Here is a 15,098-nt window from a genome sequence, read left to right as displayed (position 1 = left end):
GCGGCAGTTCGGCGGAGTTGGAGCGGGGGCGCCCCTGCTTCTCCCCGCCGCGCGCCGCAGTCCGGAAGTCAGTGTTGCCGTGCCCGCCGGTCCCGTCGTGGGGGTCGTGCGGGTGCGCCCCGTAAGAGGAGAAACGTCATGGCAAACGTACGTACCACTCGCGCCCTCACCGCCCTCGCCGCACTGCCCCTCGCCGCGGCCCTCCTCGCCGGAGTGGCGCACGCCGACAACGGCGGACTGGCGGGCAACGGGTCGAGCGCGGCGGCCACGAGCCAGGCCGGCACCGGCGTGGGCCACAACAACAACGGCAACTCGACCACCACCCAGCAGGTCGCGAACGGCCCCGGCGCGTCGAACCAGAACAACACGGCGAGCGTGAACGGCCACGGGCTGACCCACATCGACCAGACCGACGCCACGGTGAACTTCGCCAATCTCTGGTGAGCCGACCGGGCGACGACCGGGGCGGGCCGACCGGCGCGAGCCGACGGGCGCGGGCCGACCGGCGCGGGTGGCCGGGGTGGGTGACCGTCGTGACCGGTGACCTCGCCCGGCCGGTGCCGGTGCGCCCTTGACTTCGGAAGGTTCCTGACGGACAGTCAGGAACCTTCCGTGCGTTGCCCTGGAGCCGTAAGGCGGGGGCAGAGCGGCAGGCAGGCCGAGGGGGACGGGCGGGTGGGAGGAGCCGGGTACGTGGACGGAGGCGCGGGCGTCGCGGAGAGCGAGCTGGCAGAGGACGAACTGGCGGAGGACGAGCTGTACGTACGGCTGAAGGCCTTCGAAGGGCAGGCCGCCGTGACGGGCGGCGAGGGCAAGGACCCCGTCAACGAGCCGATGATCCGCCACTGGTGCGAGGCCCTGGGCGACACCGGCCCCGCGTACCGGGGCCCCGGCGCCGTCGCCCCGCCCACCATGCTCCAGGCGTGGACGATGGGCGGCCTCTCCGGACACCCCGGCCGCTCACCGGCGTACGACACGCTCTTCGGCCTGCTGGACGAGGCGGGCTGCACATCCGTCGTCGCGACCGACTGCGAGCAGGAATACCTGCGCCCGCTGCGCCCCGGCGACCGCGTCACCTTCGACGCCGTCATCGAGTCGGTCTCCCCGCGCAAGACGACGAAGCTGGGTACGGGGTACTTCGTCACGACGCGGACGGACATCCGGGCGGACGGCGAACCGGCCGGAACGCACCGCTTCCGCATCCTCAAGTACGCGCCCGCCGGGCAGCCGGAGTCGGAGTCGGAGCCGGTGCCGGAGCCGGTGCCGGTGCCGGAGCCGGTGCCGGAACTGGTGTCGAACCCGGCACGCGGCGCCTCCGCGCAGCCCCGGACCAGCGGCACGAGCCGCCGCCCCCGCCCCGTGATCAACCGCGACAACGCCGGATTCTGGGCCGGAGTCGCCCGCCACCAGCTCCTCATCCAGCGCTGCACGGACTGTGCGACGCTCCGTTTTCCCTGGCTGCCGGGATGCAACAGCTGCGGCGGCGAGGGCTGGGACACCGTGGAGGCCGCCGGTTCCGGCACGGTCTTCTCGTACGTCGTGCTGCACCACCCGCCCTTCCCGGCCTTCGATCCGCCCTACGCGGTCGGGCTGGTCGAACTGGCGGAGGGGGTACGGATGGTGGCCGACGTGGTCGGGGTGGCGCCGGACCAGGTGCGCATCGGGATGCCCGTACAGCTGGAGTTCCGGGACGTGGACGAGGACCTGGTGCTGCCCGTCTTCAACGGCGGCGCTACGGAGCCGTCGGCTCTCGACGACGGCGATACGGGCCTGTCCGCTCTCGACGGCGGCGATACGGACCCGTCCGCTCTCGACGGCGGCGGGAGGCAGGCGTGAGGCCCGGCGACGTGCTGCCCCCGCTGACCGTCCCCGTCACCCGCACCCTGATCGTCGCGGGGGCGGTCGCTTCGCGCGACTACCAGGACGTACACCACGACGCCGAGGCGGCCAGGGCCAAGGGCTCCCCCGACATCTTCATGAACATCCTGACCACGAACGGTCTCGTGGGCCGCTACATCACCGACTGCCTCGGCCCGCGCGCCGTGCTCCGCAAGGTCGCGATCCGGCTCGGCGTGCCCAATTACCCGGACGACGTCCTGGAGTTACGCGGTGACGTCCTCGCCGTGGACGGTGACACGGCGGAGGTGCGCGTCGTGGGCACCAACCGCCTGGGCCACCACGTCACCGGCACGGTGACCGTCACCGTCCCCGCAGCCCCAGCCCCAGCCCCAGCCCCCGCCGCCGCCTCCGTCTCCGCCCCCGCCGACGTCCCCCGCGTGGCCCCGGGCCAGGAGGTCACGCCATGAGCCTGCGCCGCGCGGACACCCTCGGCGGCCGGGCCGCCATCGCCGGAATCGGCGCCACCGAGTTCTCCAAGGACTCCGGCCGCAGCGAGCTGAAGCTGGCGGTCGAGGCCGTACGGGCCGCACTGGACGACGCCGGGCTCGCCCCCGGCGACGTCGACGGCATGGTCACCTTCACCATGGACACCAGTCCCGAGATCACCGTCGCCCAGGCGGCGGGCATCGGCGAGCTGTCCTTCTTCTCCCGCGTCCACTACGGGGGCGGCGCGGCCTGCGCAACGGTCCAGCAGGCGGCCCTCGCCGTCGCGGCGGGGGTCGCCGAAGTCGTCGTCTGCTACCGGGCGTTCAATGAACGATCGGGCCGCCGCTTCGGTTCCGGAGTGCAGCGCCGTGAACCGTCCGCCGAGGGCACGGCACTCGGCTGGAACCTGCCCGCCGGACTGCTGACGCCCGCCTCCTGGGTCGCCATGGCGGCACAGCGCTACCTGTACGCGTACGGGCTCACCCCGGAGGCGTTCGGGCAGGTCGCGGTCGTCGGCCGGCGGTACGCCGCACGCAACCCCGCCGCGTACTTCCACGGCAGGCCGATCACCCTCGCCGACCACGCCGCGTCCCGCTGGATCGTCGAGCCGCTGCGGCTGCTCGACTGCTGCCAGGAGACGGACGGCGGCCAGGCCGTCGTCGTCACCTCGGCCGAACGGGCCCGTGACCTGCGACGGCCGCCCGCGGTGATCCGGGCGGCGGCACAGGGCGCGGGCCGGGCCCAGGAGCAGATGACCAGCTACTACCGGGACGGTCTGACCGGCCTGCCGGAGTCGGCCGTCGTGGCGCGGCAGCTGTGGCGGACGAGCGGGCTGCGACCGGCGGACATCGACGTCGGCATCCTCTACGACCACTTCACACCGTTCGTGCTGATGCAGCTGGAGGAGTTCGGGTTCTGCGCGCCGGGCGAGGCGGCGGACTTCGTCGCGGCGGGCGGACTGCCGATCAACACGCACGGCGGCCAGCTGGGCGAGGCGTATCTGCACGGGATGAACGGGATCGCGGAGGCGGTACGGCAGCTCCGCGGCACCTCCGTCAACCAGGTGCCGGGCGCGGCGGGCGTCCTGGTCACCGCCGGTACGGGCGTACCGACCTCCGGGCTGGTGCTCGGGGCGGACGGCTGAGCGGAGGCGGGGTGGCGCGGGCCGGGTGCCGGTGGCCCGCCGGAGGAAGGCCCCAGGAGCTGCCCCGGGGAAAGGCTCTTCGAACGCCGAAACGCAGGATCACCCAGGAGGCTGAATGCGTGCGGCCGCTGGCGTGTCCGGCGCGCGGCGCCCCGTACCCGCACTTTGACTCCGGGTATGGGATCGACAAAAAGGATCATCCGACGCCGTGCCCCGCGCCCCGCTGCCCTGCTCACGGCCCTGACCGGCCTGCTCGGTCTGCTGGCCACCGTCCTCGCCCCGGCCGCCGGCGCGGAGCCCGACCGGACCGGTCCACGCGGCCCGAACGTGTTCCGGGGCTGGGCGTTCGACACCTGCAAGGCGCCTCCGCAGAGCACCCTGCAGGCCTGGAAGGGCTCCAAGTACCGCGGCATCGGCATCTACTTCGGCGGGCGCGGCCGGGCCTGCCCCAGCCAGCCGAACCTGACACCCGGCTGGGTACGCGCCGCCCACCGCGCGGGCTGGCGGATGCTGCCGCTGTACGTCGGCTCGCAGGCGCCCTGCGTCGTCAACAAGAGCAAGCGCAAGGCGACCATCGGCGGCGACCCCGCGCAGGTGGGCGCGAGCGAGGCGCGGGACGCGGTGCGCCGGGCCAAGGCGCTGGGCATCGCCCCGGACAGCGCGCTGTACCTGGACATGGAGGCGTACAGCCTGCGCAACGCGCCCTGCACCCGTAAGACACTCGACTACATCCGCGCCTGGAACCGGGAGACCAGCCGCCAGGGCTATGTGCCCGGCTTCTACAGCAGCGCCGACTCCGGCGTACGGCACATGGAGCGGGCGCGGCAGGCCGGTGCCCAGGACCTGCCGTCGGTGATGTGGTTCGCACGCTGGCACTCCAAGCCGAACCTGTACGGCGAGCCGGAGCTGTCCGGCAAGGCGTGGCGTCCGCACCGGCGGATCCACCAGTACGCGGGCAACGTCGCCGAGTCGCACGGCGGGCGCAGGCTGGTCATCGACCGCAACCAGGTGGACGCACCGGTCGCCGTGATCGAGTAGCTACGGTTGAGGCGCGCGCGCCGCGGCGGGGCCCCGGCACCTGAGGGCCGGGGCCCGACGAAAGTCGGTGCGCGACCCTGACGGGAGATGAGTGGCCGTCCGCCTTTAGGAGGTGGGGGCAACCCCACCCGTACAACCTGAGGGGGAGGGGTCTTCGGCACCTGGGGCCGATCCGTCACGGTGCCCCGCGCTTCTAGCGTTGGACCATGACCACGCCAGTGTGCACCAGCGCCTCCCGCGCCGCTGTGTTCCCGTCGTTCTCGTCGTACGTACGGGCCCGCGGGCCGGTGCTGCTGCGGACCGCCCGCTCGCTCACCGCCAACCCGAGCGACGCCGAGGACCTGCTGCAGACCGCGCTGGCGAAGACGTTCGTGGCGTGGGAGCGGATCGAGGACCACCGCGCGCTCGACGGCTATGTGCGCCGCGCCCTGCTGAACACCCGCACCTCGCAGTGGCGCAAACGCAAGGTCGACGAGTTCGCCTGCGAGGAGATACCGGAGCCCGACCCGGACCCGGCGCCCGACCCGGCCGAGGCCCAGGTGCTGCGGGACGCGATGTGGCGGGCGGTGCTGCGGCTGCCGGCGCGGCAGCGGGCCATGGTCGTGCTCCGCTATTACGAGGACCTGAGCGAGGCGCAGACCGCGGAGGTGCTCGGGGTCTCCGTCGGTACGGTCAAGAGCGCGGTCTCCCGGGCCCTGGCCAAGCTGCGCGAGGACCCGGAACTGTCCGTCGCGGCGTAATCCCCGGTGCGCCCTCACACCACCCGTACCGCGTCGCCCTGCCGGATCCGTCCCGGCCGTACGACCTGCGCGTAGACGCCCCCACAGGGCTGCGGGTCCGCGTCGTCCATCGGCACCACCCGGTTGTGGCGCGCGGGCACCCGCAGCGCGTCCGGGTCGCGCGGCAGCCTGCCGTGCTCCAGCGTCGGTACGGCGCACCGCGGCGTCCTGGCCACCACCCGGAGGGTGAGCTCGTCGCCGATGCGCAGCTCGCGGCCGGGCCAGTCATTCTCGACGAAACCGGCGGCCTCGGTGCGGATCACGACGTTGGGGCGGTAGCGCTCGGCCTCGACGGTGGTGGCCCGGGGGCCGAGTTCGGTGATCCGGTCGAGGGTGGCGCGGGTGATCAGGTGCAGCGGCGCGTAGTCGAAGAAGGTGCCGGGCGGGGCCTGTGTGGCGATCTCCATCGTCTCGCGCGCCACCTCGGCCGCCGTGCCGGCGGCCAGTACCTCTTCGGGGCAGGAGCGTTCCAGGGTGGCCTTCTCGGGCGGGGTGTCGGCGAGGGTGACGGGCTGCCCGAGGTGCGCGGTGAGCGTCCGGTGCACGTGCGCGTCGGTGGACCGTACGGTCCGGCCGGACGGCAGCGTGATCCGTACGGCACCGTCGATGATCTCGGCCCGCAACTTCAGCAAGTCGCGCCACAGCCGTGGGTTCTTCGCGCTGGCGACCTGGCCGGACGTCTGATGCACCAACGCGAGCGCACGGTCCCCCGCCAGCCCGTGGGCGTTCGCTGAAATATCCGGAACCTCCTCACCCAGCAGCGATTTCACCGGATACCGCCACAGCGTGGTCACCGTTCCCACCATCGTCCCCATACCCCCAGGCTGCCACGACCGTACTGAGCGAGACTCCTGATTTCCTGGTGCAGGGCGCGCGTAGTGCGTGGTAGGGGGTGGAGCGGGTGGGGCTGCGGGTGGGGCTGGGTCCCTCCCCGTCGCGCCCGCTTAGGAGAAATCAACCGACGGGGAGGGGTGTGCGCCGAACCATGCCCTTGCGGGTTCGGTCCTGGAGCGGCGACGTGAGAAAAACGTAGCGTCGCGGGATGTGCCGTCGCAAGTATGAGACGGCACATAAATGAGACGGCATATGACGCAAGCCCATCCCCCGTGGAGGTATGGGCTTGTCCGCTCGAAAACCGTCGGGTTGACTAGATCGCGTGATCGAAGTCCCCGGCCTTGACGCCCAGGATCAACGCTTCGAACTTTGTGCGAGTGGTCGTGATGATGTCGCCCGGATTATCGCTCTCCCGGACTTCGATCATTCCGTCATGCGTCCGTATCTCGACGCAATTTCCCGTCGCCTCGGAGTAGGAAGACTTCTGCCACGTGGTCAAACTGGTCATGTCTGTGAGTCTCACATTTCCTTTGCGATGCTGTGGATAAGTTCCTGCGATGCAGTAGGGCTGAGCGAGGCTCGCCGGGCGGCTTTGAAAACCGCGCGGTACTTGCTCAGTTGAGCCTCTGCGTCCAGGAATCCCGGTCCATATGCGCTGTCGAGTTGCACGGTGTCTAGCTGGGGCACGGGGCCGTCGGCATAGAGTACTGATTGCGCTGACCCGATGAATTCTTCCGTGGAGAAGGGAAGGATCTGTATCGTCACGCCCGGCCATTCGGCGACTTCCAGCAGGTATTCGAGCTGGCTGCGGGCGACGGCGCGACCGCCGTACCTCATGCGCAGGGCCGCCTCGTTGATCACGCCCTCGAAGGGCGGAGGGGAAGGGCGGTCGAACAATGTGCGGCGCCTTACACGCTGCTCAACGCGGGCATCGAGTTCGGTCTGCGGCAGTGGCGGCAATGCTCCGCCGAAGATCGTTCGCGCGTAGTCGGCCGTCTGGAAGATGCCGGGAATCGTGAGACTTTGCAGTGACAGGATGCGCCGGGCGTGATGTTCCAACTCTGCGACGTCCAAGAAGCCTTGTGGAAGGATGCCTCGATACTCCTCCCACCACCCTTTGTATCGCTCCTCGGCCATGCCGCAGAGGGCGTCGATCAAGGCGGAATCGCCGGCGGAGTAGAACGAGGCGAGGCGACGGACCCGCTCCGCGCTGATCCCCCATCGCCCCGACTCCAGGTGGCTGATCTGTGCTTGATTTCCGCCGAGCAGGGCTCCGGCCTCGCGCGCGGGCATCCCTGATGCCTCGCGGAGCTTTCGCAGTTCCGCGCCCAACCGTTGCTGCCGCATGGTGGGACTGCTTCTTGGTGGCATCGGCCCCTCTCCTGGTCGGCGTTCCCCAGTCTGACGCGACACGGTCTCACGGGTCCACCTGTCAACGACACGCGCCCGTCTCATCCTTGTGCCGTCTCATGGATGTGCCCTACGGTCGTGGAGTCACCGCGCCGCACGTCGGATCGCCGAAGTGCAGTCACTCGCGCGCCCATTGGGAGCGCACCTGGGGAGTGGCCAGGCCACGGCAGCGGGCAGCGTGCACCATCGCGTTGGGAGACGTAGTCATGACTCTCGCACCCCCGAAAGCAGCCCCCACACCCCCCGTCGCACGCGACTCGTTCCGGTTTGACCTGTTCAACCGTGCCGCCGCGCCGGGAATTGCCCGGGCCGTCGTGGCCGACCTCATGATCCTGACCGGCAATACCGAACTCGTCTGCGACATGCGCGTCTTGGTCAGTGAGCTGGTCACGAACGTACACCTGCACACCGACATGGCCGTCGTGCGTCTCGACGTGACCGTGCACCCCACCTCCGTACGCGTGGCCGTGTGGGACGACGCCCCGCGCAGCCGGCTCCTCAGCCTGCCCGCGCTATGCAGAGCCGCCCGCGGCCTCGGCCGGGGTCGGCAGACGCCAGCTCGGCCCGTGCGGCGCGCCGAGCCAGACCCGCTGGCTCTCTTCCGTGACAGTGACACCGAACTCTGTTGGCTTCGGGGAGCCGGCCGTACGCCAAGTGTCGAGCGAGTTTTCAAGCACGTCCCACAGGGCGACCGGCCCGCCTTGGCGGACGGCCCACGCATCATCGCCCTTGGGTGTGAGGACGGCGAAGGACTCGTTCGTACCGTCCAGCACGTACGTGCACGGCGTGCCGTCGTCGGCCGGCATGGAGAAGAAGCGGGCGCCGGGCATGGCGAGCTGTGCCACGAATCCGTAGTAGGCCGCGGTCAGCACGTCGGGCCCGAAGGGGGTGCTGCGCGATGCGCCGTCGTCTGGTGAGGGGATCATGCCGAGGCTTGCGGGGGCGTCCTGCTGCCTGGCGATCATGAAACTGGGGCCGCTGTCGATGAACCGGCCCTCGGCGCGGCCGTCGCGGTCGATGGTGAGGCGGACCAGGCCGAGCGAGCGCATCCAGCCGCGGAGGGTGGTGAGGATGAGCCCACCGGGGCGGGTCTGCTGAACCCACCTGTAGGGGACGTGGCGAACGCCGCAGGTGGCGATCGTACGGTCGTAGGGGGCACCCCCGGGGTCTCCTGCAAGGCCGTCGCCGATGATGAGGCGCGGGGCGTATCCGCAGCGGTTGAGCGTGTCGCGGGCGCGGGCGGCAACGTCGGGGTCGGTCTCGATGGAAGTGACCCGGTCGGGGCTGAGGCGGTGGCACATGAGTGCGGCCGAGTAGCCGGTGCCGGTGCCGATCTCCATCACGGTCATGCCGTCAGAAAGCTGGAGTTCTTCCAGCATGTGCACGACGAGGGTCGGCAGTGTCGAGGATGACGTCGGGTGGGCGCCGATGATGGGTTTCGGGTCGGACCAGTCGATTTCTTGGCCGTCGAATTGCGTGACGAGGGTGTTGTCGGAGTAGGCCTGCCGCAGCCATTCCTCGACACCGACGAGATCGGCCGTGACGGGGGCCCACGTGGTCAGGCCGGGGGCGTCGGTTTCGCGGTAGAAGCACAGTACGAACTCGTGACGGGGGACTGCTTCGAGGGCGGCGCGCCATGCCGAGCTGTGCAGCCGGCCGTCGCCGACGAGTTGGGCTGTGAGCTGGTGCCGCAGCTTGGTTGCGATGGTGGCGACGTCAGGTGCCATGGGTGCCTCGTTCTAGGAGGTCAGCGAGGGCGGCGGTCATGGGTAGGCCCGTGGGGGGTTCCAGCCACGCCCATTGGCCGGAAGGGTTGCATTCGATGAACGTCCACTCGCCGGAGGGGGCGAGGGCGAAGTCGAATGCGCCGAAGACGAGCCCGAAATGCCGAAGGTAGGCGAAGATCGCGCGCCCTACGTCCGGCGGCGGAATGACGGGGGTGTAGGTGTGGGTGCTGTAGTCGGTGCGCCAGTCGAGTAGTCCGGAGTCGATGCGTACCGCGAATGTACGGTTCCCGATCACGGTCACGCGGGCGTCTGCGGCCTTGTCCACCTGTGTTTGGAAGAGGTGCATGGTGCCGGCGAGGGAGTCGTCGATCTCGTCGGCCTTGACCGGCTCGACGGGCACGGTCTGCGCCTTGCCGTCGATGCGGTAGAGCGGTACGGAGATGGGTTTGAAGATGGCGGGCCCGTGCTGCTTGATGAAGGTGCGGGCGTCGTCGGGCCGGTTGGTGATCAGCGTGGGCGGGACGGTGAAACCGCACGCTGCTGCCGCGGCGAGGCCGGCGGGCTTGTACTCGGCGTCGCCGATGCGGTGGGGATGGTTGACGTACAGGCAGTCGGGGAGCGAGGCGAGGACGCCACCGAGGCCGTAGCGGGCTTGGGCGGCGGTAAAACGGGCGTCCTGGGGGCCGAGGTGGGGGAAGGAGAACCCGGAGGGGCGCCGGTAGTACAGGGACCGGATGGAGCCCAGTTCGGCGGTGCGGGTCGGGGTCTGCACGCTTCCGCGCCACTGCTCCGCGTCGCCTCCGATGAAGGCGGAGCATGTGAGGGTGGCGGGGAAGTCACCGGAGTCGAACCGCACGAGCGGGGTGCCCCGGTCGTGCAGTTCGGCAATCACCAGATCGGCGGTCGGGTCGTCAAGGTTGGTGACGATCGCGACCGGGTGGGGGGCCGTCACTGGTCGGTGTCGTTCCCCGTGTCGCTGTCGGGCGCGTCGTCGCTGCGGTCGCCCTGGCCGGTCGTGCCGGTGGGCGGGTTGGTGCCGGATGACGTGCCGTGGCCCGGCGCCATGACGACCGTGCCGGCGGCGTCGAGGTAGCGGGCGGTCTGCGTGGTGGCGTCCAGTTCGACGCGTGCGTACTGGGGCCCGTCGAACGGGGGGTACGGGGCGATACGGCGTAGAGCCCAGGGGGCCGGGGTCGGGTGTCCTTGTGGGAGCGGTGTTCCGGTGGGGAACCGGTCGGCGTAACTGAACATCGCGAGCCTTTCCATTCGAAGACGGATAGGGCTGTGCGGCAGGGGCGCGCGGCGGCATAGAGGGCAGCCCGCAGGGTGTTCCCTTTCCCGAAGTGTGGAGCCCCTCCCCCACCCTGCTAGGGAAAAAGGGCAGGGGTCTTCACGGGTTTCCTCATGCCATGCGGCAGCGAGAGGCACGTACCGGTCCGTGCATTGCGGATGCGGTCTCGGAACGGCGACGCACGGCGAACGTAGCGCCATCACTCCAGTCGGACAACCCTGCTCCGGGGCAGAATTGCTTGTTCACCATGACAAACGCTCCCCGGCAGCAGGCGAGGAGCTTTCTACCTGGCCGTTCTTGGGATTTAGCGGGTGTGGTGATCCAGATTGCCCACCTTGACACGGCGGATGAGAGCGCCAAAATTGCCCCGACTTAGAGTCGCCACAACGTTCGGGTCGTCACTCTCTCGGAAGAAGATCGACTCAGCGATCTCGGCGATCTCCACACACTGCTCACCCCCGCCCCCAGAGAAAGAAGACTTCTGCCACGTCAACTTCGAGTGATCCATTCTTGGTGTTCTCACAGTTCTCTTGCGATGTGGTGGATGAAGCTGCGCGAATCGTCCGGGCTGAGAGACGTGCGCTCGGCCGAATCGAGCAGCAGGCGGTAACGATCCAGATCGGCGGTGGCATCCAAGTATCGGCCGCCGAAAGGTGTGTCGAGGTGGATAGTGCCCAACGGCGGAACAGGGCCGTCGGCGTACAGCACAGTCTGAGTGACTTCGACGAAATCGTCGCTGCTGAACGGGATCACGCGCAGGGTGATCTCTGGCCGGTGGGACACTTCGAGGAGGCGTTCCAACTGCTCCTTGGCCACCTTCCGTCCGCCGATGCGCATACGCAGTGCAGCCTCGTGCACGATGGTTTGCAGCGGCGGCGGGGTCTCACGGTTGAAGATCGCTTGGCGGCGCATCCGGTGCTCAGTGCGCGCGTCGATCTCGTCGGCCGGCAGCTTGGGGAGCACGCCGGCGAATAGGGCGCGTGCGTAGGTCTCGGTTTGGAGGACGCCAGGGATCGTCACCGGCTGCAAGCATCGGAGGCTGGACGCGTGGTGTTCCAGCTCGGCGATGTCGAGGAAGGCAGGCGCCAGGATGCCGCGGTACTCGTCCCACCAGTGTTGGCCGCGATGCTCGCGCGCTATGGCGCACAGTGCTTCGACGAGTACGGCGTCGGTGCAGGCGTAGAGCACGGCAAGCCGCTTGATGCGGTCCTCGCTGATGCCGATCCTGCCCGCTTCGATGTGGCTGATCTTCGCTTGGTCTGTCGAGATGAGACCAGCAGCCTCGCGGGCTGTCTTGCCCGCAAGATCACGCATCTTTCGCAGCTCGGTGCCAAGGCGCGTCTGGCGCGCGGTCGGGTTGTCCCTCGGTGGCATGGCGCCTCTTTCGGCTCGCGCACAGTGTCCCGCGTAATCGTGCACCTGGTCCACGGGCTGCACCAACCTCTGGGGGCCAATATTGCCCCGGGGCATCTTTGGCCCTACGGTCGTGGAGTCACCGCGCCGCACGTCGGATCGCCGAAGTGCAGTCACTCGCGCGCCCGTTGGGTGCGCTCCTGGGGAGTGGCCAGGCCGCGGCAGCGGGCAGCGCGCATCATCGCGTTGGGAGACGTAGTCATGGCTCTCGCACCCCCGAAAGCAGCCCCCACACCCCCGGTCGCACGCGACTCGTTCCGGTTCGACCTGCTCAACCGTGCCACCGCGCCGGGAATCGCCCGGGCCGTCGTGGCCGACCTCATGATCCTGACCGGCAATACCGAACTCGTCTGCGACATGCGCGTCTTGGTCAGCGAGCTGGTCACGAACGTACACCTGCACACCGAGACGGCCGTCGTACGTCTCGACGTGACCGTGCACCCCACCTCCGTACGCGTGGCCGTGTGGGACGACGCCCCGCGCAGCCGGCTCCTCAGCCTGCCCGCGCTGCTCGACGACGGGTCGGGACGTGGCCTGCACCTGGTGGAAGCGCTGGCGTCCCGGTGGGGCGTCTACCGGCCCAACATCGACACGCGGCGTCGAAAGGGGGTGTGGTTCGCGCTCGACCGGGGAGGAAGGGCCGAAGTCGCGCTGCCCGACATGGCGAAGATGGCCTGATCGATCCGTACCCCGAGAACATGTGGCGCCCCCTTCGTACCGCTCAGCGGCGGTGCGACGGGGCCGTCGGGCACTCGGAGAACGGCCGGATCCGTACGGGCCGGGTAGTGACATACCGCGAGGAACACCAGCACAATCGCCAGGAACTTACCCGCGCGTAACAGGCGCACCCTATGGGGAGGCTCCCGGTGCAGAGCACGATGCAAGACGTACCCCTGCTCGTTTCGAGGATCTTGACGCACGGCGCGACGATCCACGGAAAAGCCGAGGTGATCACCTGGACCGGTGACGGCGAGCCGCACCGCCGCACCTTCCGCGACGTGGGGCTGCGCGCGGCGCAGCTCGCCCACGCCCTCCACGACGAACTGGGCGTCCGGGGCGACGAGCGGGTGGCGACTCTGATGTGGAATAACTCGGAGCATTTGGAGGCATACCTCGCCATCCCCTCCATGGGCGCCGTGCTCCACACGCTCAACCTGCGCCTCCCCGTCGAGCAGCTGATCTGGATCGTCAAGCACGCCGCCGACCGCGTCGTCCTCGTCAACGGATCCCTCCTGCCGCTGCTGGCACCGCTGCTGCCGCACCTGCCGGGGGTCGAGCACGTCGTCGTGGCGGGGGCGGGCGACCGTTCCCTGCTGGAAGGCGTCCGGCCGCGCGTCCACGAGTACGAGGAGCTGATCGCCGGCCGTGCGCAGCACTTCGACTGGCCGGAGCTGGACGAACGGCAGGCCGCCGCGCTCTGCTACACCTCCGGCACGACCGGCGACCCGAAGGGCGTGGCCTACAGCCACCGGTCCCTCTACCTGCACTCGATGCAGGTCAACAACGCCGAGGCGTTCGCACTGGGCGGCAAGGACATCGCCCTGCCCGTGGTGCCCATGTTCCACGTGAACGCCTGGGGGCTGCCGCACGCCTCCTTCATGGCGGGCGCCTCCCTGCTGATGCCCGACCGGTTCCTCCAGCCGGGGCCGCTCGCCGAGATGATCGAGACGGTACGGCCGACCATCGCCGCCGCCGTGCCCACCATCTGGCAGGGCCTGCTCGGTGAACTGGACGCCACGAAGCGGGACGTCACCTCGCTGCGCAACGTCGTCATCGGCGGCTCCGCGTGCCCCCCGGCGCTGATGCGCGCCTTCGAGGAGCGGCACGGGCTGCGCGTCGTACACGCCTGGGGCATGACCGAGACCTCGCCGCTCGGCTCGGTCGCGCACCCGCCGGCCGGGGCGAGCGGCGAGGAGGAGTGGGCCTACCGCGCGACGCAGGGCCGCTTCCCCGCCTCGGTCGAGGCACGGCTGACCGGCCCCGACGGCGAACGCCTCCCGTGGGACGGGGAGTCGGCGGGCGAGCTGGAGGTGCGCGGGCCGTGGATCGCGGGCGCCTACTACGGCGGCGCGGACGGCACCGACCTGCGCCCCGCGGACAAGTTCAGCCCCGACGGCTGGCTGCGCACCGGCGACGTCGGCACGATCACGCCGGACGGCTACCTGACCCTGACCGACCGCGCCAAGGACGTCATCAAGTCCGGCGGCGAGTGGATCTCCTCGGTCGAGCTGGAGAACCACCTGATGGCCCACCCGGAGGTCGCGGAGGCCGCGGTGGTGGCCGTACCGGACGACAAGTGGGGCGAACGCCCGCTGGCCGCCGTGGTGCTGCGGGAGGGCGCGAGCGCCGGTTTCGAGGAGCTGCGGACCTTCCTCGGCGAGCGGGTGGCGCGCTGGCAGCTGCCGGAGCGGTGGACGGCGGTGGCGGCCGTACCGAAGACCAGCGTCGGCAAGTTCGACAAGAAGGTGCTGCGCAGGCAGTACGCGGACGGGGAGCTGACGGTCACCCGGGTGGGGTGAGACGGCGGCGTACGCGTACGGGAGGGGCCGTTCTCGTGGACGGCTCCAGGGCCGTACCCGCTGTCGCCTGCGACCGCGGGCCCTCGTCCGGCTTCGCGTCGCGCAGGCGGATCCCGCTGAACCCCAGCGTGCTGGTGGTCACGTCGTTCCAGAAGCCCCAGAGGTTGTCGAGCACGCGGAGCTGGATCCCGGCGTCCCGGTGGAGCCGGAGCAGGTCGCCGACCGGCTCCGGCGGCCCGAGCGGGTCGACCGGCCGGGTCGCCACGACGGCGTGCGGCGCCGGCCCGCCGAACGGGCGGAACGGGGCGGCGGGCAGCCGGTAGGCGTACAGCTCGACGGTGCGCAGCCGCTCCAGCCAGTCGTACTCGATCACGTGCACCCGCTCGCCGCCGCCCGGCCCGAGGACGCGCGCCCGGTCCGCGACGGACGTGCCCGGCACACACCACGCCATCGCCCGCGGGCACTGGCGCGGGAACCAGTAGTCCGGCGCCCGGTCGCCGTCGACGGCCCAGACGTACGCCTCCGGCTGCCGGGCGGTCCCGGCGACGTGCGGCACGAACGTGCCGATCGTGGGGTCCTCCGAAAAGTGCAGGACTTCACCGGGGCGGGGGCGCATGT

Annotated in this window: 17 protein-coding genes; 8 read left to right on the top strand and 9 right to left on the bottom strand. The window is 70.2% G+C overall.

Features of this window, described 5'->3' with window-relative positions:
* Window positions 1-138 precede the first annotated feature (138 nt).
* From A6A06_RS29515 to A6A06_RS29490, 6 genes are all read left to right on the top strand, one after another.
* A complete protein-coding gene (locus A6A06_RS29515; RefSeq protein WP_073765168.1) occupies window positions 139-444 on the top strand; it encodes a hypothetical protein in 306 nt (101 codons plus the stop codon).
* A 249-nt stretch (window positions 445-693) separates the two neighbouring features.
* A complete protein-coding gene (locus tag A6A06_RS41195; RefSeq protein WP_242441013.1) occupies window positions 694-1,836 on the top strand; it encodes a bifunctional MaoC family dehydratase N-terminal/OB-fold nucleic acid binding domain-containing protein in 1,143 nt (380 codons plus the stop codon).
* Window positions 1,833-2,306 (top strand): MaoC/PaaZ C-terminal domain-containing protein, encoded by a 474-nt coding sequence (locus A6A06_RS43130; protein ID WP_073765166.1) that lies wholly within the window; start codon window positions 1,833-1,835, stop codon window positions 2,304-2,306. Before A6A06_RS41195 ends, A6A06_RS43130 begins: the two co-directional genes overlap by 4 nt.
* Complete coding sequence (locus A6A06_RS29500) at window positions 2,303-3,469, top strand: lipid-transfer protein (protein ID WP_073765164.1); 1,167 nt, start codon at window positions 2,303-2,305, stop codon at window positions 3,467-3,469. The genes A6A06_RS43130 and A6A06_RS29500 overlap by 4 nt, the downstream gene beginning before the upstream one ends.
* A gap of 177 nt (window positions 3,470-3,646) precedes the next feature.
* Complete coding sequence (locus A6A06_RS29495; protein WP_073765162.1) at window positions 3,647-4,507, top strand: DUF1906 domain-containing protein; 861 nt, start codon at window positions 3,647-3,649, stop codon at window positions 4,505-4,507.
* 206 nt (window positions 4,508-4,713) lie between these two features.
* A complete protein-coding gene (locus A6A06_RS29490) occupies window positions 4,714-5,247 on the top strand; it encodes a SigE family RNA polymerase sigma factor (RefSeq protein ID WP_073765160.1) in 534 nt (177 codons plus the stop codon).
* Between the two features lie 14 nt (window positions 5,248-5,261).
* On the opposite strand, the gene A6A06_RS29485 is transcribed toward A6A06_RS29490, so the two are convergent.
* The 8 genes from A6A06_RS29485 to A6A06_RS29450 form a co-directional block, all read right to left on the bottom strand.
* Window positions 5,262-6,101, bottom strand: coding sequence for an MOSC domain-containing protein (locus A6A06_RS29485; protein ID WP_242441012.1), 840 nt, complete (start codon window positions 6,099-6,101; stop codon window positions 5,262-5,264).
* Window positions 6,102-6,433: 332 nt separating this feature from the next.
* Window positions 6,434-6,628, bottom strand: coding sequence for a DUF397 domain-containing protein (locus tag A6A06_RS29480; RefSeq protein ID WP_073765158.1), 195 nt, complete (start codon window positions 6,626-6,628; stop codon window positions 6,434-6,436).
* 11 nt (window positions 6,629-6,639) lie between these two features.
* Window positions 6,640-7,467, bottom strand: coding sequence for a helix-turn-helix domain-containing protein (locus tag A6A06_RS29475; RefSeq protein WP_274535898.1), 828 nt, complete (start codon window positions 7,465-7,467; stop codon window positions 6,640-6,642).
* A 575-nt stretch (window positions 7,468-8,042) separates the two neighbouring features.
* Window positions 8,043-9,257, bottom strand: a complete 1,215-nt coding sequence (gene tgmC, locus A6A06_RS29470; protein ID WP_073765154.1) for an ATP-grasp peptide maturase system methyltransferase — start codon at window positions 9,255-9,257, stop codon at window positions 8,043-8,045.
* Window positions 9,247-10,209: an ATP-grasp ribosomal peptide maturase gene (gene tgmB, locus A6A06_RS29465; RefSeq protein ID WP_073765152.1), complete on the bottom strand. Its 963-nt coding sequence runs from the start codon at window positions 10,207-10,209 to the stop codon at window positions 9,247-9,249. The genes tgmC and tgmB overlap by 11 nt, the downstream gene beginning before the upstream one ends.
* On the bottom strand, window positions 10,206-10,508 hold the full coding sequence (tgmA, locus tag A6A06_RS29460) for a putative ATP-grasp-modified RiPP (RefSeq protein ID WP_073765150.1): 303 nt from the start codon (window positions 10,506-10,508) through the stop codon (window positions 10,206-10,208). The genes tgmB and tgmA overlap by 4 nt, the downstream gene beginning before the upstream one ends.
* A gap of 344 nt (window positions 10,509-10,852) precedes the next feature.
* Entirely contained in the window at window positions 10,853-11,056 is a 204-nt protein-coding gene (locus A6A06_RS29455) for a DUF397 domain-containing protein (protein WP_073765148.1), read from the bottom strand.
* A gap of 11 nt (window positions 11,057-11,067) precedes the next feature.
* Complete coding sequence (locus A6A06_RS29450) at window positions 11,068-11,922, bottom strand: helix-turn-helix domain-containing protein (protein WP_073765146.1); 855 nt, start codon at window positions 11,920-11,922, stop codon at window positions 11,068-11,070.
* Window positions 11,923-12,162: 240 nt separating this feature from the next.
* Between A6A06_RS29450 and A6A06_RS29445 the strand changes: the two genes are divergently transcribed.
* A complete protein-coding gene (locus tag A6A06_RS29445) occupies window positions 12,163-12,639 on the top strand; it encodes an ATP-binding protein (protein ID WP_073765144.1) in 477 nt (158 codons plus the stop codon).
* Window positions 12,640-12,827: 188 nt separating this feature from the next.
* Window positions 12,828-14,480, top strand: coding sequence for a long-chain fatty acid--CoA ligase (locus tag A6A06_RS29440; protein WP_073765937.1), 1,653 nt, complete (start codon window positions 12,828-12,830; stop codon window positions 14,478-14,480).
* Here A6A06_RS29440 and A6A06_RS29435 read toward each other — a convergent pair.
* A complete protein-coding gene (locus A6A06_RS29435) occupies window positions 14,464-15,096 on the bottom strand; it encodes a DUF6886 family protein (protein WP_073765142.1) in 633 nt (210 codons plus the stop codon). The two genes, A6A06_RS29440 and A6A06_RS29435, sit on opposite strands and share 17 nt — an antisense overlap.
* Window positions 15,097-15,098: the final 2 nt, after the last annotated feature.

The organism is Streptomyces sp. CB02923 (genome assembly GCF_001905005.1).
Classification (GTDB): domain Bacteria; phylum Actinomycetota; class Actinomycetes; order Streptomycetales; family Streptomycetaceae; genus Streptomyces.
Note: the sequence above shows the minus strand (reverse complement) of the source record. Positions and strands in the feature narration are given on the sequence as shown.